Below are 21,409 nucleotides of genomic sequence, written 5' to 3' on the forward strand. Positions count from 1 at the left end.
CCGCGACCCGCCGCGCTGCGCCTCAGCCGCCCACGCCCTCGCCCGGCTCGGCGACCCCCGCACCGCCCGCGCCGCGGCCGCCCTCGCCACCAACGAACTGCGGGTCGCCTACGCCCTGCACCCGGTGCGGCTGCTGGTCGAACTGAGGGCGCCCGAGGCCGTGCCCGCCCTGATCACCACGCTGGAGCGACGGCTGCGCCCGCACGACCCCTACCGTCGTGTGGCACTGGCCTGCGTCGACGGGCTGGGCACGCTGGGCGACGACCGTGCCGCTCCCGTCCTGAACGAGGCCCTGGCGCACCCCGCCCTGGCGGAGGCGGCGGTGCGGGCGCTGGCGCGGATCCCGGGGCAGCGGTGAGCCGTCAGCCGGCGAGACGCCCGGCATACCTCACCTCGGGCACCGCCACCCCGTCCACCTCGAACGGCTCCTCGGCCCCGTCGACGCGGAAGCCCGACCGTTCGTAGAAGCGCCGGGCGCGGGCGTTGCCCTCGACCACCCACAGGAGCATGCGCGCGTGCCCGGCGGCCGTGCACCGGCGCACCGACTCCCGGAGCAGAGCCTGGCCGACGCCGGTGCCGAACCGCTCGGCGTCCACATAGAGGGCGTACAACTCCGCGTCGGCGGTGAGCTGTTCACCGTCGCGGTACGGGCCGTGGCAGGCCCAGCCGACGACCTCGCCGCCGTCGTCCTCGGCGACCAGGTTCACCACGTCGTCCGGGGCGCGGGCGAACAGGTCACGGCGCCGTGCGGCGTCCTCGCTCACGTCAAGCCTGTCCAGGTACGGCTGCGGCACGAGGCCCCGGTACGCCGTCTGCCACCCCCGGACGCGGATCGCGGACACGCGGTCGCAGTCGGCGAGCGTCATCTCCCGCACCCGTACCCGCGGACCGCTCTCCGGGCCGCGACTCTCCGGGCCGCGACTCACGGGGCCACGACCGCGAACGCCTCGATCTCCAGCAGGAACTCGGGCCGGACCAGCGCGGCGACCTGTACCGCCGACGCGGCCGGCAGCCGGTCGTCGGGTATGTGCTCGGCGCGGGCCGCGCGGATCGCGGACATGTGCGCCATGTCCGTGACGAAGAAGGTCATTTTCACCACGTCGTCGAAGGACGCGCCGGCCGCCTTCAGACACCGGCGCAGGTTCTCGAACACCTGGCGGGCCTGGGCCGCCGGGTCGCCCTCGCCGACCAGCCCGCCCTCCTCGTCCAGGGCGAGCTGCCCGGAGACGGCCACGAACCGTCCGGTGCCGGTGACGACATGCGTGTACTGGGCGGCGGGCGCGACGCCGTCGGGGGCGGCGATCCTGGTCGGCTCACTCATGCGTCCATGGTGGACCATGGGTCTGACAGCGCCCTGGAAGGGCCGTCGAGCGGGTGGTTGGTCAACCCCGGAAGCCGAGCAGCCCGTGCAGCGTCGAACCGCGCGAGGATGTCGACGCCGCCTTGGACTCCAGCGGCTTCGGCGCGGGCAGCGCGGGACACACCGCGTCCGCCTCGCCGTCGCCGCGCGGCACGGTGCCGTCGGCCAGGTACGCGGCCAGGTGCTTGTCCAGGCAGGTGTTCCCGCTCAGCGTGATGCCGTGGTTCCCGCCGCCCTCCTCGACCACCATGCTGGAACCGCGCAGCAGCCTGTGCGCGGTGACGCCGCCCTCGTACGGGGTGGCCGCGTCGCCGGTCGCCTGGAACAGCAGCGCCGGCGGCAGTTCGTCGTTGGCGACGTCCACGGGCCGCCGCGAGTCCGTGGGCCAGAAGGCGCACGGTGCGTTGTACCAGGCGTTGTTCCAGGTCATGAAGGGGGCCTTGTCGTACACGTCCCAGTTGTCTTCGCGCCATTCGTCCCAGTCGCGCGGCCAGCCGGCGTCGCGGCACTCGACCGCGGTGTAGACGCTGTAACCGTTGTCGCCGGAGGAGTCCACGGCCCCGAAGTTCTCGTACGCCTCGACCAGCGGGTCGGTGTTCCCGGCGGTCACGTACGCGGCGAACGACTCCGCCAGATAGGGCCAGTAGCCGTTGTAGTAGCCGCCGGGCATGAAGGTGTCCTCCAGCTCCGAGGCCCCGACCTTCCCGCCCGCGGGCCTCTTCGCCAGTGCCGTCCGCATGGCGTACCAAGCGGCCTCGATCCGCTCGGGGTCGGTGCCCAGCCCGTACGTCGCGTCGTGCTCGGCGATCCAGGCGAGGAAGGCCCGGTGACGGTCGTTGAAGGCGAGGTCCTGACGGAGGTTGGCGTCGTACCAGACGCCGGTCGGGTCGACGACGGAGTCCAGGACCAGGCGCCGCACCCGGTCCGGGTGGAGCTTGGCGTAGACGGCGCCAAGGTAGGTGCCGTACGAGTAGCCGAAGTAGTTGACGCTCTTGGCGCCGAGCGCCCGGCGGATCACGTCCATGTCCCGTGCGGCGCTGACCGTGTCGATGTACGGCAGCACGTCCGCGTGCTGCTCGCCACAGGCCTCGGCGAACGACTTCGCGCGCGCGAGGCCGGCCTCCTCGGCGGCCGGGGTGGCGGGCAGCGAGTCCGGGCGCACCGGGTCGAAGTGCCCCGGCCGGCAGTTCAGGGCGGGCTTGCTCCTCCCCACGCCGCGCGGGTCGAACCCGATGACGTCGTACTGGGCGGCCACCTCCGCGGGCAGCGAGGACGCCACGAACCCGGCGAGCGTCAGCCCGCTGCCACCCGGGCCGCCGGGGTTGACCAGCAACGGTCCCTGGTGCTTCGCGGCGGTGTGCGGGACGCGGGACAGCGCCAGCGTGATCCGCTTCCCGTCCGGACGCGCGTGGTCGAGCGGCACCGAGAGGGACGCGCACTGGAGCGTCGGGTAGTCGGCGGTGCCGCACTTCTCCCAGCTGAGCTGCGCGGCCCGCGGCGTGCTCGCGGGAGGCGGTGCGCTCGCGGGGTGCGGTGCGCTCGCCTCGGCGGGGACGGCCGTGACGGTCCCGGCGGCGATGACGGCGGCGCCGCACAGCACGGCTGCGCGTTGTCTCATGGCGTCCTCCCGGACGGAGAGGCTGCGGTCCGCGCGGGTCGCGGTCCTCGCCGCATCGTTCCGGGGAGCGCCACCGCAGGAACGCGATCTGCCCGGAGTTGACCCAATTGCGTCGGCAGATGCCCTCGACTGGACGGCCCGCTGGATGGCCTGATCCATGCGGTGGCCCCCATCGGCCCGGCCGTCGGCGCGGACCGGGTGCTCACACCGGGTACCTACCAAGGACGGGTCCTCCCCCCACGATCGGAGGCTGACATGCCCCAACCACCCAGCCCGAGCGGAAGTAAGGCGCCCCCGTGGTCGTGGCCGGAGCGCGGGTGATGGCCGCGCCGATGGGGGCGCGGAGCTTCCTGCGGGCCCTCCGGGAAGAAGGCCTCGTCGTCGTCGAGGTCGGCGAATGGGAGGGACACAACCGCAACCACCAGGGCCCCTGGGGGCCCGTGCACGGGGTGATGATCCACCACACGGTGACCCGGGGCAGCGCCCGCACGGTGGAGATCTGCCGCAAGGGCTACGCGGGACTGCCGGGCCCCCTGTGCCACGGCGTCATCACCAAGGACGGCAGGGTCCACCTGGTCGGCTACGGGCGGGCCAACCACGCGGGCCTGGGAGACGACGACGTCCTGCGCGCCGTCATCGACGAAGCGCGGCCGCCGGCGGACAACGAGGCGAACACCGACGGAAACCGGCATTTCTACGGCTTCGAGTGCGAGAACCTCGGAGACGGCGACGACCCCTGGCCCGCCGTCCAACTGGACGCCGTCGAACGCGCCGCGGCGGCCGTCTGCCGCCACCACGGCTGGAACGAGCGCTCCGTGATCGGCCACCTCGAATGGCAGCCCGGGAAGGTCGACCCGCGCGGCTTCACCATGGCGTCCATGCGTGCCCGGATCGAAGAACGCCTCACCCACCCCGCCGGCTGGACCCCCGGCGATCCCGAGGAGGACGACATGCCGCGAGCGATCGGCCGCTACGACGGTGACGACCAGCGGATCACGCCCCGCAAGTGGACCACGCTCAACGTCGACGGAGTGGACCTGCTCACCCGCGCGTCCCACTACCAGGCCATGGCCCAGATCCAGGCGGAAGTCCCGCCGGGCTCCACCCTCCAGGGCCGCTTCTACCACCTGCGTCCAGGCGGCTCCCGCTGGAACGGCCCGATCATCGAACGCACGGGCACCGGCGGCGGCAGCTTCGCCGACTTCCACAACAGCGGGTCCATCGTCGCCGACGAGCGGCTGCGGTTCGAGTTCATGTACTACCCGGCCGACAGCACCGACCAGCAGCCGATCACCATCAATGCCGCGTACGTCCGCGGCCTCTACTGGGAGGCATGACGAGAGATCCCGCTACGGGAAGGCGGCGCTCAGAGAAGCGAGAGCTGGACAGGCTCGGCCGCCGTCAGCTGATCCGGCTCCGCCGGTGCCGGTTCCGCGATCCGCCGCGGCATCCCCGCGCGCGTGGGACCGATGCCGTACTCCTGGGCCAAGTCGTGCACCTGGCGTGTGATCCGGCGCTGGTACCACTTCGGGGCGTAGGCGCCCTCCGTGTACAGCCGCTCGTACCGGCGCACCAGGTGGGGGTGGTGCTGCCCGAGCCAGGCCATGAACCACTCCCGGGCGCCCGGCCGCAGATGGAGCACCAGGGGCGTCACCGACGAGGCGCCGGCGGCGGCGATCGCCCTTACGGTCGCTCGCAGTTGGGCCGGTTCGTCGCTGAGGAACGGGATGACCGGTGCCATCAGCACGCCGCAGCCGATGCCGTGCTCACCCAGGGTCCGTACGACCTCCAGGCGGCGCTCCGGCGCGGGAGTCCCCGGCTCCACGGTGCGCCACAGCTCGGGATCGGTGAAGCCGACCGAGAGCGAGATGCCGACGTCCGTGACCCGGGCCGCCCGCGTCAGCAGCTCCAGGTCGCGCAGGATCAGCGTGCCCTTGGTCAGGATCGAGAAGGGATTGGCCCGTTCGGTGAGGGCCGCGATGATGCCCGGCATCAGCCGGTAGCGGCCTTCGGCGCGCTGGTAGCAGTCGACGTTCGTGCCCATCGCGACGTGCTCGCCCCGCCAGCGGCGCGAGGCCAGCTGGCGGCGGAGCAGCTCGGGCGCGTTCACCTTGACGACGATCTGTGAGTCGAAGCCCAGCCCAGTGTCGAGGTCCAGGTAGCTGTGCGTCTTCCTCGCGAAGCAGTAGACGCAGGCGTGCGTACAGCCCCGGTACGGATTGACCGTCCATTCGAACGGCATGCGCGAGGCGCCCGGCACCCGGTTGAGGATCGAGCGGGCCCGCACCTCGTGGAAGGTGATGCCGCGGAACTCGGGCGTGTCGAACGTGCGGGTGGTGACCGCGTCCGCGCCGAACAGCGCGGAGTCGGCCGTCCGGGCGTGGTCGGAGTCCGTGAGGTTCTCCCAGCGCATTGACGCCTCCTCGGTAGCACTGCCCTCACAATAGAACACTTGTTCCCTTGATCGTGCGGGCGAGTCGTGCGGGCGAGTCGTGCGGGGCCGCTTCGCGCCCCCCGATTTGGTGGCCGGGCGGCGGGGTGGTTGGCTTGCCCGGACCCCGAGAACCAGGCCCTGGAGGAACCCGATGGCGCAGGTCGAGGCGACTACGGAGCGGATCGTCGCAGCGGACGCGGAGACGGTGTTCGACACCCTCGCCGACTACAGCGGCAGCCGCGAGAAGCTGCTGCCCGAGCACTTCAGTGAGTACGAGGTCCGCGAGGGCGGCGACGGCGAGGGAACCCTCGTGCACTGGAAGCTCCAGGCCACCAGCAAGCGCGTCCGCGACTGCCTGCTGGAGGTCACCGAGCCGACCGACGGCGAGCTGGTCGAGAAGGACCGCAACTCCTCCATGATCACCACCTGGCGGGTCACCCCGGCCGGGGAGGGCAAGTCCCGCGTGGTCGTCGTCACCGTCTGGCAGGGTGCCGGCGGCGTCGGCGGATTCTTCGAGAAGACCTTCGCGCCCAAGGGGCTCGCCCGGATCTACGACGCGATGCTCGCCAAGCTCGCCGCCGAGGTCGAGAAGTAGCCAAAGGGCAAATACGGGGCGGCCGTTGGCCGCCTCACCGGTTCGAGTGATCCGCCCGGGTCGCCGCCGTATGCCGTAACTCTTCGCACTTGTTCGCAGTTGTCGCCCCAGGCGGCAATTGTGAGCAGGTGTGATGAGGGGAGCGGGACGTGGGCGGGATCACTCTGGTGCAGGACGAACCGGTCACCGCACCCCCGACGCCTCCCGAGCCCCCCGCACCGGAGGCGGGGGCCGGACTCAGTCCGCGCCGGGTGCGGCTGGTCTTCGTCGGGTTGATGCTGGCGCTGCTGCTCGCCGCGCTGGAGCAGATGATCGTGGCCACGGCGCTGCCGAAGATCGTCGGCGAGCTGCACGGCCTGGAGAAGATGTCCTGGGCGATCACCGCCTACCTGCTCACCTCCACCGTCGGCCTGCCGATCTACGGCAAGCTCGGTGACCTCTTCGGGCGCAAGGGCGTCTTCCAGTTCGCCATCCTGGTGTTCATCGTCGGCTCGGCACTGGCCGGCCGGGCGCAGACCATGGACCAGCTGATCGCCTTCCGCGCGGTGCAGGGCGTCGGCGCGGGCGGCCTGATGATCGGCGTTCAGGCGATCATCGCGGACATCGTGCCGCCCCGCGAGCGCGGCCGGTTCATGGGCCTGATCGGCGCCGCCTTCGGACTCGCCTCGGTCGCCGGGCCCCTGCTGGGCGGCTACTTCACCGACCACCTCTCCTGGCGCTGGTGCTTCTACATCAACGTGCCCTTCGGGCTGGTCACCATGGCCGTCGTGGCAGTGGTGCTGAAGCTGCCCAAGCCGACGGCCAAGCCCCGCCTCGACATCCTCGGCGCGCTGCTGCTCGCCGCCGCCTCCACCTGCCTGGTACTGCTGACCAGTTGGGGCGGCACCGAGTACGAGTGGGGATCGGAGGTCATCCTCGGCCTCGCCGCCGGAGCGGTCGCGGCCACCGTCCTCTTCCTGGTCGCCGAGCACTTCGCGCCCGAACCGCTGATCCCGCTGCGGCTGTTCCGGGACTCCGTCTTCAACGTCACCGGCCTGGTCGGCCTCGTCATCGGCGTCGCCCTGTTCGGTGCCGCCAGCTACCTGCCGACCTTCCTGCAGATGGTCGACGGCGCCACCGCCACGGAGTCCGGCCTGCTGATGCTGCCGATGATGGGCGGCATCGTCGGCGCCTCGATCATCTCGGGTCAGATGATCAGCCGTACCGGGCACTACCGGTCCCACCCGATCCTCGGCAGCGCCCTGTCCGTCGTCGGCATGTGGCTGCTGTCCGGTCTCGATGCCGACACCCCCCGGCTGCACTACAGCATCTGGATGGCCGTCCTCGGCGCCGGCATCGGCATGGTGATGCCCGTACTGGTCCTCGCCGTGCAGAACTCCGTGCGCCCCGCCGACCTCGGCACCGCCACCAGCGCCAACAACTACTTCCGGCAGATCGGCGGCAGCGTCGGCGCGGCCGTCTTCGGCACCCTCTTCGCCGACCGGCTCACCGACGCCCTGGCCGACCGGATCCCCGCCGAGGCGGGCGCCGGGCTGCCCGACGCCGAGGCCATCACCCCACAGCTCGTCCACTCCCTGCCCCCGGCGCTGCGCGACGCCTACATCGGGGCGTACGCCGACGCCATGCCGCGGATCTTCCTCTACCTGGTGCCGGTACTCGTCCTCGGGCTGCTCATCGCCTTCTTCCTCAAGGAGAAACCCCTGGTGTCCCACAACGCATCCGTCACCGAGCAGGAAACCGCCCAGTCCGCGCAGTCCGTCGCCCCCGTCCCGCAGGCCCGGTCGCCGTACGCCGCCGGCATCGCCGTCTGCGGCACGGTGCAGCACCCCGACGGTACCGTCGTGCCCCGCGCGGCGCTCACCCTCATCGACGTCGGCGGCCGGCAGATCGGCCGGGGCGCCAGCGGCGACGACGGACGGTACGCGCTGGCCACGCCCGGCTCGGGGGCGTACGTCCTGATCGCCGCGGCCGGCGGTCACCAGCCGCAGGCGGTCTCCGTGACCGTCGGCGAACGCCCGGTCGAACTGGACGTGGTCCTCGGCGGCGCCGGCCGTCTCGCCGGCAGCGTGCTCACCGCCGACGGCAGCCCCGTACGCGACGCGACCGTCACGCTCACCAACGTCCACGGCGAGGTCGTCGCCACCACCCGCAGCGGCCGCGAGGGCGGCTACGTCATCACCGAGCTGGTGGCCGGCGAGTACACCCTGGCCGGCAGCGCCCCCGCCTTCCGTCCGGCCGCGCTGCCCGTCAGCGTCCAGGCCGCGCGGGAGACCCGCCAGGACGTCGAGCTGGCCGGCGGCGCCGTGCTGCGCGGCACCGTGCGCGCCAGTGGCGGACGGGCCGTGGAGGACGCGCGCGTCACGCTGCTCGACGCCGCGGGCAACGTGGTGGACACGCTGACCACCGGGCCCGACGGCACCTTCCGGTTCGTCGACCTGTCGTCCGGCGAGTACACCGTCATCGCCGCCGGCTACCCGCCCGTGGCCACCGTCCTCCAGGTCGCCGGCGGCGGCCGCACGGAGCGTGACCTCCAGCTCGGGCACGAGGACTGAGAGCCGGCACCGGCGCGCGGGTGTGCGCCGGTGCGTTTGCGCGCCACCAATTCCCCCGTTGCCGCACATGGTCACCGGCCACCGCCGTACCGTGGTGACGGCGACACAGATCTTGCGGAGCCGTGGGGAGAGAGGGCCTGACGCCATGGATCATGGCACCCAGCGGGACGCACCTCCAGGCCGCCGGGCCGGGCCCGGCAGCGTGCCGGCGGACCCCGTGGCGGGCCGGGTCCCGCTGGCCGTCGTCGTGGTGGACCGCGACGGGCTGGTCTCCCACTGGAGCCGGGGCGCACGGCGGCTGTTCGCCCTGCCCAAGGAGGAGGCGATTGGCCGGCCCGCCCCCGACCTGCTGCCCGTCTCGGGCGTGCTCCCCGAGGACGAGGACGTCACCGGGTACGGCTCGTACGCGGCCTACGACGGCCTCGGACCCGGGCTGGAGTCCTCCCTCGACGGGCGCTTGTCCTACCCGGCGGCGGGCCGCGCCCGCCTGACCGTGCCGGGCAACGACCGCGTCGACGTGCTGTGGTGGGCGTACCCGCTGGTGGGACCCGGTCGGGAGCGGCTGCTGGTGCTGGCCGCCGACGCGGACGGCCTGCGCCGGGACCACGCCGACGGCGGCGCGCAGGAGACGACCGTCGAGCGGATCGCGCCCGGCTTCGCGCTGCACACCGACTTCCCCGGCGCCGAGGAACTGGCCCGGCGCCTCCCCGAGATCCTGCCCAGCATGAGCGTCGGCGAGAGCGCCCGCATCGTCGCGCAGGTTCTCGAACTTGGCTATCCGGTACTGGAGTTCAGCCAGAACGACCGGGTTCCGGTCACGCCCGACTGGGGCGTGCCCAGGCGCGCCGAGCGCAGGGCGCGCCGGGAGCGGGCGGCCCGGGCGCCGGCGGCGGGCGAGCCGGTGCCGGACGAACTGCGGGACGAGGCCGAGGACCTGGAGTACGCCGCCGTCCGCGAACGCCTGGAGTTCCTCAACGAGGTCAGCGGACGGATCGGCACCTCGCTCGACCTGTCCCGGACCATCGTCGAGGTCAGCAAGGCCGTCGTCCCGCGCTTCACCGACGTCGCCGGCACCTATCTGCGTGAACAGGTCGTCGCCGGCGAGGGCTTCCCCGACGGCGTGCCGGACACGACGACGATGTGGCACCGGGTAGCCCTGGAGCACACCGACGAACCCGGCCGCTGGGACGACGTCGTACCGGTCGGCGAAGCCATGCCGTTCCCGGCGCACACCCCCTTCTTCCGGTGCATGACCAGCGGCGAGCCGGTCCTGGTGCCCCGCATCACCGAGGAGATGGGCCACGCCATCGCCTCCCAGTTCGAGAAGCGGGACATCCGGCCGCTCATCACGGGTCGCTCGATGCTGCTGGTGCCGTTGAAGGCGCGCAACGTCGTCCTGGGCTTCATGATCCTTCTCCGGCACCCGGAGCGGCCCGTCTTCAACGACATGGACCGGGTCACCGGCGCCGAACTCGCCGCCCGCGCGGGCCTCGTGCTCGACAACGCCCGCATGTACACCTTCCAGGAGAACGTCGCCGAGACCCTCCAGGACAGCATGCTGCCGCACATCCCCGCGCGCATGGCCGGCTGCGACATCGCCACCCGCTATCTGCCCGGTACGCTCCTCGGCCGGGTCGGCGGCGACTGGTTCGACTCGGTCAAGCTGCCCGGCGCCCGCACCGCCCTCGTGGTCGGCGACGTGATGGGCCACGGCCTCAACTCCGCCGCCATGATGGGTCAGTTGCGGACCGCCGTGCAGACCATGGCCGGCCTCGACCTGCCGCCCGCCCAACTCCTGCGCAACCTCGACGCCCTCGCCCAGCGGCTCGGCGACACCCACCTGGCGACCTGCCTGTACGCCGTCTACGACCCCATCGCCGGTGAACTGCACCTCGCCAACGCCGGTCACATCCCGCCCGTGCTGGTCCGGGCCGAGGACGGCTCCAGCGAGCTGATCGACCTGCCCACGGGAGCGCCGATCGGCGTCGGCGGAGTGCCCTTCGAGGCGGTACGCGTGCCGGTGGCGCCGGGCGACCGGCTGGTGATGTGCACCGACGGACTGGTGGAGGTGCGCGGTGAGGACATCGGCGTGGGCCTCGCCACCCTCTGCGAGTCCGCCGCCCACCCGGCCGCGTCCATGGACGATGCCTGCGACACCATCATCCGCGCGCTGGGCACACGCGGCGGCCGCAAGGACGACGTGGCCCTGCTGATGGTACGGCTGGGCGGCATCGAGTCCGACGCCGTCGCCGAATGGCGCCTCGCCCGCGACCCGGCCGAGGTCGGCCGCGCCCGCGCGGTGGTCCGCGAGCAGGTCCACGACTGGGGCCTGCCGAAACTGGCCGGCCCCGCCGAACTGATGGTCAGCGAACTCGTCACCAACGCCGTACGGCACGCCCACTCCCGCCCCGTCGAGTTGCGTCTGGTCCGCGCCGACACGCTCCTGTGCGAGGTGGACGACGACGACCACGAACTGCCGACGCTGCGCAGCGCCGGCCCCGACGACGAGAACGGGCGCGGGCTGAGTGTCGTCAGCACCCTCGCCCGCGAATGGGGCGCGAGCCGTACGAAGGCCGGCAAGACCGTCTGGTTCGAGCTGACGCTGCCCCGCCGTTGAGCCGCCGCGCGCAGTCAGGGGGCGCACTCCGTTCGCACGTCCGGTGAAGGAATGCGCCGGGCGCTTGTGGCCGTGCGCCGGGCGCGGTACACCGTACGGGCCCGTCACCTCCGACGGGTTGTACGTCGTCGCACCTGGGGAGACGGGCATGAGCGTGACGAGTCGGTACCGGGACGCCTGGGAAGGCTTCTGGAACGAGGCACCCGAGGGCCAAGGGGCGGTTTTCTGGGACGCCGAGCCCATGCTGACCGCCGGGCGCCACCTGGCCCACTTCGAGCCGCACCTGACCGACCCCGGCCTGCCGATGATCGACCTCGGCTGCGGCAACGGCACCCAGACCCGCTACTTCGCCGACCGCTTCCCGCATGTCGTCGGTGCCGACCTGAGCGCCGCCGCCCTCGACCACGCCCGGCACGCCGACCCCGCCGGCCAGGCGGTGTACCGGCAACTGGACGCCGCCGACAAGGCCGAGGCGGAGACGCTGCACGCGGAGCTGGGAGACGCCAACGTCTATGTGCGGGGCGTCCTGCACCAGTGCGAGCCCGATGACCGGCAACCGCTGGCCGACGCCCTCGCCGCGCTCCTCGGGGAACGCGGCCGCGCCTTCCTGGTGGAGCCCTCCCAGGCGGCCAAGACCGTGCTGACGGGGCTGGCCCAGGGGCCGGAGGGACCGCCCGCCAAGCTGGCGCCCGTCCTCCGGCACGGCCTGACCCCGGGAGCGGTTCCCGACGAGGCGGTGCCGGAGTACCTCCGCGCGGCCGGACTCACCGTCCTGGCCGGCGGTGAACTGCCGCTGATCACCACGGAGTACACACCCGACGGCACACGGATCGAGCTGCCGTCGACGTGGGTGGTGGCGGGGCGGCTCCAGTGACGGGCGCCCGGGGCGGTGGCGTGGGACGCGGTGGCAGGCGGTCCGCCCGGGCGTCACCACGCCTCCGTGTCCTTCGCCCCGTCCTGGGCGGACGCCGGCCCGCCGGTTGCCGAGCGCAGCCGCGTCGCGAGGAGAGGCAGCACCAGTACGGAGATCATCGCGGCGCCGACCAGCGCGGCGGCCCGGCCCGTGCCCAGCAGGTCCTGGTCGACGCCGATGGTCGTGATCGCGACGACCAGCGGCAGACAGGTCGAGGCGAACAGCGCGAGGGCTGACCGGTCCGTGCGGCTCAGGTCCTTCGGGGCGAGCAGGTACACCGGTCCGCCGCGCACCAGCAGGAACAGCAGCAGAAAGGCCGGCACCAGCAGGAGCGCGACCGGATCGTCCAGCAACGCCTCGAGGTCGAACTCGATACCGGTGACGACGTAGAACAACGGCACGAGGAAGCCGAAGCCCAGGGCTTCCACCTTTCCGACGACCTCCTCGCCGCTCGCGGGCGCGGCCCGGTGCAGTACGAGGCGGGTCAGCACGCCGGCGGCGAAGGCGCCCAGCAGCACGTCGAGCCCGAAGACCTCGGCGAGGCCCAGCATGCAGGCCAGCAGCAGCATGACGAACCGGACCGCGAACTGGCCGCTGCTGCGCAGGGTCCGCTCGGTCAGCTCGCCGAACCACGGCGGGCGCGGGCGCAGCGCCCAGAAGACGGCCGCGGCGGTGATCGCCCCGAAGGCGGCCAGCAGGGCCGCGGACTCGGCGGGCCGGCGTCCGCTCAGGAGCAGCGCCATGGCGACGACGGGACCGAACTCGCCGACCGCGCCGAACGCCGAGACCACCGTCCCGAAGCGTCCCCGCAGTTCGCCGCGGTCCCGCAGCATCGGCAGCACCGTGCCCAGCGCTGTGCTGGTCAGGGCGGTGCCGACGACGAACGCCTCGAAAACCCCACCGCCGCTGAAGAGGAGGCCCAGGCCGATCCCGAGGACGAGGGAGACCGGCCAGGCGCAGAGGGAGCGGCGCAGGGTGTCACCGCGGACGGCGGCGAACTCGATCTCGTAGCCCGCCAGGAAGATGAGCATCGACAGTCCGAGATCGGCGAGCGTGTCGACGACCTCGTCGGGGTGCGCCCAGCCCAGGACCTGCGGGCCGATGAGGATGCCGAGGACGACCTCGAAGACGACCAGCGGAACACGGAGCCGGCGTCCCGTGGCGTGCACGAGGAGCGGCGCCAGGACGGCGGCGGCCATGATCAGGACGAGAGTGCCCGGATGGGTCATGGCGCGCCGCCGTTCATGGACGCGGCGCGGCGGTACATGGCCGTACCGGCGTGGACGTTCTCGCTGACGGCGTGCACGGTGCCAGTCTTCCTCGCTCCGGCGGCCGGGACGACCGGGTGTACGCCGTCGGGGGGAGGAGGTCAGTGCGTCACGCTGGTGAAGCGGTTCCGGTGCGGCGGATGCGGACATCGGCCACGCCTGGTCCTATGATCGGCCGAATTCGTAGAAGGGCTGGTCGTAGGCGTATGAGGTGAGTTCAGTGGTCCATACCACCGGTAGTTGTCCACAGCGCTGGCCGAGGCGGCTGGGCAGCGCGTACGGTTTCGAGGCATGAAGATCCTCATCAGCGCCGACATGGAAGGCGCCACCGGTGTCACCTGGCCGGCCGACGTGCTGCCGGGGACGCCGCAGTGGGAGCGGTGCCGGTCGATGTTCACCTCGGACGTGAACGCCGCCGTGCTGGGTTTCCTCGACGGCGGCGCCGACGAGGTACTCGTCAACGAGGCGCACTGGACCATGCGCAACCTGCTCCTGGAACAGCTCGACGAGCGTACGCAGATGCTCACCGGGCGGCACAAGGCGCTGTCCATGGTGGAGGGCGTCCAGCACGGGGACGTGGACGGCATCGCGTTCATCGGGTACCACGCGGGCGCCGGCATGGAGGGCGTCCTCGCGCACACCTACCTCGCCAACCAGATCACCGGCGTGTGGCTGAACGACGCGAGAGCCAGTGAGGGTCTGCTCAACGCCCACGTCGTCGCCGAGTACGGGGTGCCGGTCGTGCTGGTCACCGGGGACGACGTGGCCTGCGAGGACGCGCTCGGGTACGCGCCCGAGGCGCTGAAGGTCGCGGTCAAGGACCATGTGTCGCGGTACGCGGCCGTGTGCCGTACGCCGGCGAGAACCGCCTCCGACATCCGGGCGGCGGCCAAGGAGGCGGCGGCGCTCGCGGTGCGGTACGAGCCGGTGAGCGGCGGGCCGTTCACCGTCGCCGTGGAGTTCGACGCCGAGCACCTGGCGGCCGCCTCGACCGTCGTGCCGGGAGTGGCCCGCATCGCGGAGCGGAAGGTGGCGTACACCCACGACACCATGTTCGAGGCGATCCGTACCTTCAAGGCGGTCACCACGATCGCCTCGGCAGCGGTGGAGGAGCAGTATGGCTAGGCAGGCCGGGAGCACGCCCGGGGGCACGTTCGACGGCACTCCGGGGAGTACGGACGCCCAGGCGCTGGACGAGGTCGTGCGGTTCACCTCGGAGCTGATCCGGATCGACACGACGAACCGCGGTGGCGGTGACTGCCAGGAGCGCCCGGCCGCCGAGTACGCCGCCGCACGGCTCGCCGAGGCCGGGATCGAGCCCACCCTGCTGGAGCGGACCGAGGGCCGCACCAACGTCGTCGCCCGGATCGAGGGCACCGACCCGTCGGCCGGGGCCCTGCTCGTGCACGGCCATCTGGACGTGGTGCCCGCCGAGGCCGCCGACTGGAGCGTGCACCCGTTCTCCGGCGAGATCCGCGACGGCGTCGTCTGGGGGCGCGGCGCCGTCGACATGAAGAACATGGACGCGATGATCCTGGCCGTCGTGCGCGACTGGGCCCGGCAGGGGGTACGGCCGCGGCGGGACGTCGTCATCGCGTTCACCGCGGACGAGGAGGCCAGCGCCGAGGACGGCTCCGGCTTCCTCGCCGACCGGCACGCCGCGCTGTTCGAGGGCTGCACCGAGGGCGTCAGCGAGTCCGGGGCGTTCACCTTCCACGACGGTGCCGGCCGCCAGTTCTACCCGATCGCCGCCGGTGAGCGCGGCACGGGCTGGCTCAAGCTCACCGCGCGGGGGCGGGCGGGACACGGTTCCAAGGTGAACCGGGAGAACGCGATCACCCGGCTCGCCGCGGCGATCACCCGCATCGGCGACCACGAGTGGCCGCTGCGCCTTACCCCGACCGTGCGCGCCGCCCTGACCGAACTCGCCGCCGTCTACGGCATCGAGACCGACCTGTGCGACGTCGACGTGCTGCTGGACAAACTCGGCCCCGCCGCGGGACTGGTCGAGGCCACCGTCCGCAACAGCAGCAACCCGACCATGCTGGACGCCGGTTACAAGGTCAACGTCATCCCCTCAGAGGCCGTCGCGTACGTCGACGGGCGCTTCCTGCACGGCTGCGAGGACGAGTTCCGCAGTACCCTCGACCGGCTCACCGGGCCGGACGTGGACTGGGAGTTCGCCCACCGCGAGGTCGCCCTCCAGGCGCCGGTGGACTCGCCGACCTACGCCCGGATGCGTGCCGCCGTCGAGGAGTTCGCCCCCGAGGGGCACGTGGTGCCGTACTGCATGTCCGGCGGCACGGACGCCAAGCAGTTCTCGCGGCTCGGCATCACCGGATACGGGTTCGCGCCGCTCAAGCTGCCCGAGGGCTTCGACTACCAGGCCCTTTTCCACGGCGTCGACGAACGTGTCCCCGTCGAGGCGCTGCACTTCGGTGTCCGCGTCCTCGACCGTTTCCTGCGCACGGCGTAGCGGTCAGGCCTTCAGGGGCCGCCCGACAAGTATCTGGAGGAGAAAGTGGGGGAGTCGGTGCGGACCCTGCCGTACGGATCGTGGCCCTCGCCCATCGACGCGGCCCTCGCCGCCGCGCACGACGGGCGCCCCGACGACGTGGCCTTCGTCGGCGACGAGGTGTGGTGGACGGCCCCCCGGCCCACCGAGGGCGGTCGGCGCACGCTGGTGCGGCGGCGCCCCGACGGCACCGAGGAGCCGGTGCTGCCCGCCCCGTGGAACGTCCGCAGCCGCGTCATCGAGTACGGCGGCCGGCCCTGGGCCGCGCTCATGACCGACACCGGGCCGCTGGTGGTCTTCGTGAACTTCGCCGACCAGCGGCTGTACGCCTACCGGCCGGGCGGCGGCGAACCGCGTCCACTGACGCCCGTCTCCCCGGTGGGCGGCGGGCTGCGCTGGGCCGAGCCGGAGGTGCGTGGCGAGCGCGGTGAGGTGTGGTGCGTCCTGGAGGAGTTCACCGGTGACGGGCCCGGCGACGTGCGCAGAACCCTGGCGGCGGTGCCGCTGGACGGCTCGGCGGCCGGCCGACGGGACGCCGTCCGCGAACTCACCGGCGCCCGGCACCGCTTCGTCACCGGCCCCCGCGTCTCGCCCGACGGGCGGCGCGCCGCCTGGCTCGCCTGGGACCACCCGCGCATGCCCTGGGACGGCACCGACCTGGTCGTGGCCGAGATCGGCCCCGACGGCACGTTCCGGGACGCCCGGACAGTCGCAGGCGGGCCCGAGGAGTCCATCGCCCAGGTGGACTGGGCGCCCGACGGCGCTCTGCTCCACGCCTCCGACCGCACCGGCTGGTGGAACCTCTACCGCGACGGCCGGCCGCTCTGCGCCCGTGAGGAGGAGTTCGGCGGGCCGCTTTGGAAGCTCGGGCAGCGCTGGTTCGCCCCGCTGGACAGCGGTCTGATCGCCGTCGTGCACGGCCGCGGCGCCACCGCCCTCGGCATACTCGAGCCCGAGACCGGCGAGGTCGTCGACGCCGCGGGCCCCTGGACCGAGTTCGCGGCGACCCTCGCCGCGCACGGCGAGCGCGTGGTGGCGGTCGGCGCGAGCCCGCGCAGCGCCTACGAGGTGGTCGAGCTGGACGCCCGTACCGGCCGGGCCCGGGTGATCGGCGCCCCGCACGACGACGCGGTGGACCCGGCGTACTACCCCGAGCCGCGGCTTCGCACCTTCACCGGACCCGCCGGGCGCGACATCCACGCCCACCTCTATCCGCCGCACAGCCCGGCCTGCCTCGCACCGGACGGTGAGCTGCCGCCGTACGTGGTCTGGGCGCACGGTGGCCCCACCAGCCGGTCTCCCCTCGTACTGGACCTGGAGATCGCCTACTTCACCTCGCGCGGCATCGGCGTCGCGGAGGTCAACTACGGCGGCTCCACGGGGCACGGCCGGGAGTACCGCAACCGGCTGCGCGAGCAGTGGGGCGTGGTCGACGTCGAGGACTGCGCCGCCGTCGCCCTCGCCCTGGCCGGGGAAGGCACCGCCGACCGGGAGCGGCTCGCCGTGCGTGGCGGCAGCGCGGGTGGCTGGACGGCCGCCGCCTCGCTGGCCACGACCGACGTCTACGCCTGCGGCACGGTCAGCTACCCGATCCTCGACCTGACCGGCTGGGGCACGGGGGAGACCCACGACTTCGAGTCGCGGTACCTGGAGAGCCTCATCGGCCCGTACGCCGAGGTGCCCGACCGGTACGTCGAGCGGTCGCCCGCCGAGCACGCGGACCGGGTCACCGCGCCGTTCCTGCTGCTCCAAGGGCTGGACGACGTGATCTGCCCGCCAGTGCAGTGCGAACGGTTCCTCTCCCGCATGGCGGGCCGGGGAGTGCCCCACGCGTACCTCACCTTCGAGGGCGAGGGGCACGGATTCCGCCGGGCGGAGACCATGGTGCGCGCTCTGGAGGCCGAACTCTCCCTCTACGCCCAAGTGTTCGCTCTGCACCCGCGCGGCATTCCGACCCTGGCACTGAACCGGTGACGAGGGTGAGAGACCTGACCCGCCCGGCCCGGCTCGCCCCCGGCGCCCGGGTGGCCGTCGTCGCCCCCAGCGGGCCCGTCCCCGAGGAGCGGCTGCAGGCGGGCCTGGACGTGCTGCGCGGCTGGGACCTCGACCCGGTCGTGGGCCCGCACGTCCTGGACCGGCACGGCACCTTCGACTACCTCGCGGGCGCCGACGCCGACCGGGCCGCCGACCTTCAGGCCGCCTGGTGCGATCCGTCCGTGGACGCGGTGCTGTGCGCCCGCGGCGGGTACGGCGCGCAGCGCGTGACCGACCTGCTCGACTGGGAGGCGATGCGCGCGGCCGGGCCGAAGGTGCTCGTCGGGTTCAGCGACATCACCGCGCTGCACGAGGCGTTCGCCACCCGGCTGGGCCTGGTCACACTGCACGGGCCGATGGCCGCGGGGATCGACTTCCTGAAGAACGCGCGGGCGCAGGAGCATCTGAGGGCCACCCTGTTCGCTCCGGAGACGGTCCGCGTGATCGCCTCCGGCGGCACGCCCATGGTCCCCGGCCGGGCGCGCGGCGCCACCCTCGGCGGCTGCCTGTGCCTGCTCGCCGCCGAACTGGGCACCCCGCACGCCCGGCCCTCCGCGCGCGGCGGCCTGCTGTGCCTGGAGGACGTGGGCGAGGAGACGTACCGGCTGGACCGCTACCTCACCCAGCTCCTGCGCGCCGGCCGGCTCGACGGGGTCGGCGGGGTGCTGCTCGGCTCGTGGCACGCGTGCGAGCCCTACGAGCGGCTGCGGCCGATGCTGGCCGACCGGCTCGGCGGCCTCGGTGTGCCGGTCGTGGAGGACTTCGGCTTCGGCCACTGCGAGGGAGCGCTGACCGTCCCGTTCGGCGTAACGGCGGAACTGGACGCGGACGCGGGCACCTTGACGCTGGACCGGCCGGCACTGCGCTGACCACGGTGCCGACCGGCCCCGCGTGCGGCGACAAGGCGTCGTAGGCTGGCGAAATGCCGCACAACGCATCCCGCCACCTCGCCGAGGGCCCTCGCGTGGGGATACGGCACTTCACCTACGAGGACGGCGCCGAGTTCACCGCCCGGGCCCGGGAGAGCAAGGACCTGCACCGCCCGTGGCTCTTCCCGCCGGACAGCGCCCAGGCGTACGAGGCCTACGCCGCCAGGCTGATCGAGGACCGGACGAAGGCCGGGTTCCTGCTGTGCGAGAAGGACACGGGCGGGGCGGGCGGCGGCTCCATCGCCGGGTTCGTCAACATCAACAACATCGTCGAGGGCGGTTTCCTCAGCGGCGCCCTCGGCTACGGCGCCTTCGCGCACGCGGCCGGGCGCGGGCTGATGCGCGAGGGGCTGGATCTCGTGGTGCGGTACGCGTTCGGACCGATGCGGCTGCACCGGCTGGAGATCAACGTGCAGCCGGGCAACTTCGCCTCGATCGCGCTGGCCCGGGCCTGCGGCTTCCACCTGGAGGGCTTCTCGCCGAGGATGCTCCACATCGACGGGGCCTGGCGCGACCACCAGCGCTGGGCGATCACCGCCGAGACCGTTACCTCCGGTTGATCTCCAGCGTTTCGTCGCGCGTGCGTCGACCGCACGACCCTTAGCCGCCGCCGCCGCCGCCGCCGACACGGCACCCAGCGGTTCAAACGTGAGCGACGTCGCGCGAACGTGACCGACGGGGCCCCTGTTCACAGCACCGGTGAGCGGCTTCCATGGGGAAGCGTGACGACGATCCGACGTGAGGTACTGAGCCTGCCCGCCGCGCCGCTGGGACCGGACAACCCCCTGCCACCGCTGCGCCCCCTGGACGAGGCGCACCGCATCGACGAACGCGACCGGGCCGGCCTGCCGCGCGACATGGCCCGTCAGGTCGACTACGAGCCACTGCGCAGCCTGCTGCCCGTGCGGGTCCGGGACGGCTACGACCGGCGGCGCGAGGTCAGGGAGATCGACGCCCTCGTCATCGAGAACGACCGGCTGCGGGCCACCGTCCTGCCCGGCCTCGGCGGCCGCATCGCCTCCCTCCTGCACAAGCCGACCGACCGCGAGCTCCTCTACGTCAACCCGGTGCTCCAGCCCGCCAACTTCGCCCTCAACGGAGCCTGGTTCTCCGGCGGCGTCGAATGGAACATCGGAGCCACCGGCCACACCACCCTGTCCTGCTCGCCCGTGCACGCCGCCCGCGTGCCCGCCCCCGACGGCGGCGAGATGCTGCGCCTGTGGGAGTGGGAACGACTGCGCGACCTGCCCTTCCAGGTCGACCTGTGGCTGCCGGAGGGCTCGGACTTCCTTCGCGTCGGCGTCCGGATCCGCAATCCGCACGAGCGCCCCGTGCCGGCGTACTGGTGGTCCAACATCGCCGTGCCCGAGGAGCGGCGCGTCCTCGCCCCCGCCGACGAGGCCTGGCTTTTCGGCTACGAGCGGCGACTGCGCCGGGTGCCCGTCCCGTCGTACGACGGAGCCGACCGAACGTACCCGCTGAACAGCACGTACGCCGCCGACTACTTCTACGAGGTGCCGGACGGCCGGCGCCGCTGGATCGCCGCGCTCGACGAGCACGGCCGCGGGCTGGCGCAGACGTCGACCGACGTGCTGCGCGGCCGCAAGCTGTTCGTGTGGGGCACGGGCCCCGGCGGCCGGCGCTGGCAGGAGTGGCTCACCGAGCCCGGCACCGGCGGCTACTGCGAGATCCAGGCCGGGCTCGCCCGCACCCAGCTGGAGCACGTCAAGCTGGATGCGGAGAGCGAGGTGTCGTGGCTGGAGGCCTACGGGCCGCTCGACGCGGCACCCGAGGGCGAGTGGCACACCGTACTGCGCGGCGCCGAGGAGCGGCTGGAGGCGCTACTGCCGCGCGCCGACGTCGAAGCGGCCTACGAGGCCTGGCGGCCTTACGCCGACGCCGAGCCCGGCGAGATCCTCGCAACGGGGTCGGGCTGGGGCGCGCTCGAAGTGCTGCGCGCGGGCTGGAAGCTGCCCGGCACGCCCTTCGAGGAGCACACCCTCGGCGACGAACAGCGGCCCTGGCTGCACCTGCTGCGCGCCGGGTCCCTGCCCGAACCGGGACACCACGAACCGCCCGGGGACACGCTGGTCGCCCGGCCCTGGCGGGACATGCTGGAGACCACGGCCGCCACGCCGATCGCCGAGTACCACCTCGGCGTCGCCCAGTGGCACGGCGACGACCGGGCCCAGGCGGTGCGCAGTTGGGAGCGGGGCCTGAAGACCGCCGCCGCCGGCTGGCCACTGCTGCGCTGCCTCGCCGTCGCCGACCGGGAGGACGGCCACCACGAGCGGGCCGCCGACCGGTACGCCGAGGCCTTCGACGACCTGTGCGAGCGACTGCGCGAGCGGCGGGAGGAGACGGACGTCCCCGTCGACGACGCGGAGGGGACGGCCGTCGCCGCGGCGCTCGGCCGCGAGGCGATCGAGACGCTGCTCGCGGTCGGGCGCACGGCGGACGCCCGCGCCGTGTGGGACCGGCTGCACCCCGGGACCCGGGCCCGCGGCCGGTTCCGGCTGACCGAGGCGGAACTGCTGGTCGCCGAGGGCCGGCGCGAGGCGGCGCGGGCCGTCT

The 21,409-nt window shown here is 73.0% G+C and carries 15 protein-coding genes and 2 pseudogenes; 12 read left to right on the top strand and 5 right to left on the bottom strand.

All coding sequences use genetic code 11. From position 1 onward, the window contains the following. A pseudogene (locus EBH09_RS39350) lies at positions 1–358 on the top strand (adenylosuccinate lyase); the annotation flags it as partial. Between the two features lie 4 nt (positions 359–362). Here the strand turns inward: EBH09_RS39350 and EBH09_RS29905 are convergent. From EBH09_RS29905 to EBH09_RS29915, 3 genes are all read right to left on the bottom strand, one after another. Further along, positions 363–866 (bottom strand): GNAT family N-acetyltransferase, encoded by a 504-nt coding sequence (locus tag EBH09_RS29905; RefSeq protein ID WP_121750019.1) that lies wholly within the window; start codon positions 864–866, stop codon positions 363–365. Positions 867–922: 56 nt separating this feature from the next. Beyond that, positions 923–1,321: a RidA family protein gene (locus tag EBH09_RS29910; protein ID WP_121750020.1), complete on the bottom strand. Its 399-nt coding sequence runs from the start codon at positions 1,319–1,321 to the stop codon at positions 923–925. 61 nt (positions 1,322–1,382) lie between these two features. After that, the gene (locus EBH09_RS29915) at positions 1,383–2,978 is read right to left on the bottom strand and encodes an alpha/beta hydrolase (protein WP_121750021.1); all 1,596 of its coding nucleotides are present in this window, start codon (positions 2,976–2,978) and stop codon (positions 1,383–1,385) included. A gap of 332 nt (positions 2,979–3,310) precedes the next feature. Between EBH09_RS29915 and EBH09_RS40005 the strand changes: the two are divergent. Further along, positions 3,311–3,883 (top strand): annotated as a pseudogene (locus tag EBH09_RS40005) (N-acetylmuramoyl-L-alanine amidase); the annotation flags it as partial. A 461-nt stretch (positions 3,884–4,344) separates the two neighbouring features. Here EBH09_RS40005 and EBH09_RS29925 read toward each other — a convergent pair. After that, positions 4,345–5,391 carry an Rv2578c family radical SAM protein gene (locus EBH09_RS29925; protein WP_121750022.1) on the bottom strand — a complete coding sequence of 349 codons (1,047 nt, stop codon included), beginning with the start codon at positions 5,389–5,391 and terminating at the stop codon, positions 4,345–4,347. Positions 5,392–5,563: 172 nt separating this feature from the next. Between EBH09_RS29925 and EBH09_RS29930 the strand changes: the two genes are divergently transcribed. From EBH09_RS29930 to EBH09_RS29945, 4 genes are all read left to right on the top strand, one after another. Beyond that, positions 5,564–6,007 carry an SRPBCC family protein gene (locus EBH09_RS29930; protein WP_121750023.1) on the top strand — a complete coding sequence of 148 codons (444 nt, stop codon included), beginning with the start codon at positions 5,564–5,566 and terminating at the stop codon, positions 6,005–6,007. A gap of 149 nt (positions 6,008–6,156) precedes the next feature. Then, positions 6,157–8,559 carry an MFS transporter gene (locus EBH09_RS29935; protein ID WP_121750024.1) on the top strand — a complete coding sequence of 801 codons (2,403 nt, stop codon included), beginning with the start codon at positions 6,157–6,159 and terminating at the stop codon, positions 8,557–8,559. Positions 8,560–8,704: 145 nt separating this feature from the next. After that, positions 8,705–11,176, top strand: a complete 2,472-nt coding sequence (locus EBH09_RS29940) for a SpoIIE family protein phosphatase (RefSeq protein ID WP_193776608.1) — start codon at positions 8,705–8,707, stop codon at positions 11,174–11,176. A 148-nt stretch (positions 11,177–11,324) separates the two neighbouring features. Next, on the top strand, positions 11,325–12,050 hold the full coding sequence (locus EBH09_RS29945) for a class I SAM-dependent methyltransferase (RefSeq protein ID WP_121750026.1): 726 nt from the start codon (positions 11,325–11,327) through the stop codon (positions 12,048–12,050). A 53-nt stretch (positions 12,051–12,103) separates the two neighbouring features. Here EBH09_RS29945 and EBH09_RS29950 read toward each other — a convergent pair whose 3' ends face one another. Continuing rightward, a complete protein-coding gene (locus EBH09_RS29950; RefSeq protein WP_121750027.1) occupies positions 12,104–13,318 on the bottom strand; it encodes a cation:proton antiporter in 1,215 nt (404 codons plus the stop codon). A 330-nt stretch (positions 13,319–13,648) separates the two neighbouring features. Between EBH09_RS29950 and EBH09_RS29955 the strand changes: the two genes are divergently transcribed. From EBH09_RS29955 to EBH09_RS29980, 6 genes are all read left to right on the top strand, one after another. Then, positions 13,649–14,482: a M55 family metallopeptidase gene (locus EBH09_RS29955; RefSeq protein WP_121750028.1), complete on the top strand. Its 834-nt coding sequence runs from the start codon at positions 13,649–13,651 to the stop codon at positions 14,480–14,482. Further along, positions 14,475–15,833 (top strand): M20/M25/M40 family metallo-hydrolase, encoded by a 1,359-nt coding sequence (locus EBH09_RS29960; RefSeq protein WP_238697475.1) that lies wholly within the window; start codon positions 14,475–14,477, stop codon positions 15,831–15,833. Before EBH09_RS29955 ends, EBH09_RS29960 begins: the two co-directional genes overlap by 8 nt. Before the next feature lie 45 nt (positions 15,834–15,878). Then, the gene (locus EBH09_RS29965) at positions 15,879–17,846 is read left to right on the top strand and encodes a prolyl oligopeptidase family serine peptidase (protein ID WP_121750029.1); all 1,968 of its coding nucleotides are present in this window, start codon (positions 15,879–15,881) and stop codon (positions 17,844–17,846) included. A gap of 5 nt (positions 17,847–17,851) precedes the next feature. Next, positions 17,852–18,775 (top strand): LD-carboxypeptidase, encoded by a 924-nt coding sequence (locus tag EBH09_RS29970; protein WP_121750030.1) that lies wholly within the window; start codon positions 17,852–17,854, stop codon positions 18,773–18,775. A gap of 53 nt (positions 18,776–18,828) precedes the next feature. After that, positions 18,829–19,395 (top strand): GNAT family protein, encoded by a 567-nt coding sequence (locus EBH09_RS29975; protein WP_121750031.1) that lies wholly within the window; start codon positions 18,829–18,831, stop codon positions 19,393–19,395. Between the two features lie 162 nt (positions 19,396–19,557). Continuing rightward, a partial coding sequence (locus tag EBH09_RS29980; RefSeq protein WP_121750032.1) for a DUF5107 domain-containing protein occupies positions 19,558–21,409 on the top strand: 1,852 nt, incomplete at its 3' end.

The sequence above is a fragment of the Streptomyces sp. E2N166 genome (assembly GCF_003671715.1).
Lineage (GTDB): Bacteria > Actinomycetota > Actinomycetes > Streptomycetales > Streptomycetaceae > Streptomyces > Streptomyces thinghirensis.

What these genes read in the sequence shown, in the direction of transcription:
- EBH09_RS29905 (WP_121750019.1), bottom strand. Translation starts at nt 866, where the DNA reads ATGACGCTCGCCGACTGCGACCGCGTGTCCGCGATCCGCGTCCGGGGG.
- EBH09_RS29910 (WP_121750020.1), bottom strand. Translation starts at nt 1,321, where the DNA reads ATGAGTGAGCCGACCAGGATCGCCGCCCCCGACGGCGTCGCGCCCGCC.
- EBH09_RS29915 (WP_121750021.1), bottom strand. Translation starts at nt 2,978, where the DNA reads ATGAGACAACGCGCAGCCGTGCTGTGCGGCGCCGCCGTCATCGCCGCC.
- EBH09_RS29925 (WP_121750022.1), bottom strand. Translation starts at nt 5,391, where the DNA reads ATGCGCTGGGAGAACCTCACGGACTCCGACCACGCCCGGACGGCCGAC.
- EBH09_RS29930 (WP_121750023.1), top strand. Translation starts at nt 5,564, where the DNA reads ATGGCGCAGGTCGAGGCGACTACGGAGCGGATCGTCGCAGCGGACGCG.
- EBH09_RS29940 (WP_193776608.1), top strand. Translation starts at nt 8,705, where the DNA reads ATGGATCATGGCACCCAGCGGGACGCACCTCCAGGCCGCCGGGCCGGG.
- EBH09_RS29945 (WP_121750026.1), top strand. Translation starts at nt 11,325, where the DNA reads ATGAGCGTGACGAGTCGGTACCGGGACGCCTGGGAAGGCTTCTGGAAC.
- EBH09_RS29950 (WP_121750027.1), bottom strand. Translation starts at nt 13,318, where the DNA reads ATGACCCATCCGGGCACTCTCGTCCTGATCATGGCCGCCGCCGTCCTG.
- EBH09_RS29955 (WP_121750028.1), top strand. Translation starts at nt 13,649, where the DNA reads ATGAAGATCCTCATCAGCGCCGACATGGAAGGCGCCACCGGTGTCACC.
- EBH09_RS29960 (WP_238697475.1), top strand. Translation starts at nt 14,475, where the DNA reads ATGGCTAGGCAGGCCGGGAGCACGCCCGGGGGCACGTTCGACGGCACT.
- EBH09_RS29975 (WP_121750031.1), top strand. Translation starts at nt 18,829, where the DNA reads ATGCCGCACAACGCATCCCGCCACCTCGCCGAGGGCCCTCGCGTGGGG.